Source organism: Roseicella aerolata (genome assembly GCF_020523605.1).
Lineage (GTDB): Bacteria > Pseudomonadota > Alphaproteobacteria > Acetobacterales > Acetobacteraceae > Paracraurococcus > Paracraurococcus aerolatus.
Map to the genome: position 1 here is coordinate 1 of NZ_JAJAQI010000182.1, position 653 is coordinate 653.

Consider the following 653-nt stretch of genomic DNA (forward strand, 5'->3'; position numbering starts at 1 on the left):
CCGGCGTGAAGCTGGCGCACCAGGGCTTCGTTGAGCTGGCTGCCGGTGAAGTCGAAGCCGGTGAGGTCCTTGTAGGTGGGGAACCGCGCGGCCTTGAGCTGATAGGCAATGGAGCGGACCTCCCGCTCGGCGAGCTCTGCCTTGAGCAGCTGCGACAGGATGGGAACCGCGCTCTGGAAGGCAGGCGCACCCTGCTCGGTCAGCTCGGCCGCGGCCTGTGCCATGCCGTGCATCTTGAGGCTGCGCAGCATGATGGTGATGGCGGCAGCCGCGGGGTCATGACGCATGACTGCCTCCCTGCGCGCGCAGGCTGTCGTAGCGGGCGACGTTCGCCTCAGGCTCCTGCGCCAGCACCAGGGCCTGGGGAGCCTCGATCGGCGGCACCTGGGAGGCCGTGCCGTCGGTCAGCCGATGCAGCAGGTTCAGGATGTGGGTCTTGGTGGAGACCCCGGCCTGCAGCGCCATCTCCACGGCGACCAGCACGGCCTGCTCATCGTGCTGCAGCACCAGGGAGAGGATCTCCACCATCTCCCGGTCGCCCCCAGCCCTGCCATGCAGCTGGCGCTGCAACTCCCGGAATGCCTCCGGCAAGTCGGCAAAGGGAGCGCCGTTGCGCAGTGCACCGGGCTTGCGCTGGACCACAGCCAGGTAGT

General features: G+C 68.6%; 1 protein-coding gene and 1 pseudogene. Both read right to left on the minus strand.

All coding sequences use genetic code 11. From position 1 onward, the window contains the following. On the minus strand, window positions 1-287 hold a 287-nt coding region (locus LHA35_RS28450), incomplete at its 3' end, for an ATP-binding protein (protein WP_226615275.1). Further along, window positions 277-653 (minus strand): annotated as a pseudogene (locus tag LHA35_RS28455) (IS21 family transposase); the annotation flags it as partial. The pseudogene LHA35_RS28455 and the gene LHA35_RS28450, both read right to left, overlap by 11 nt.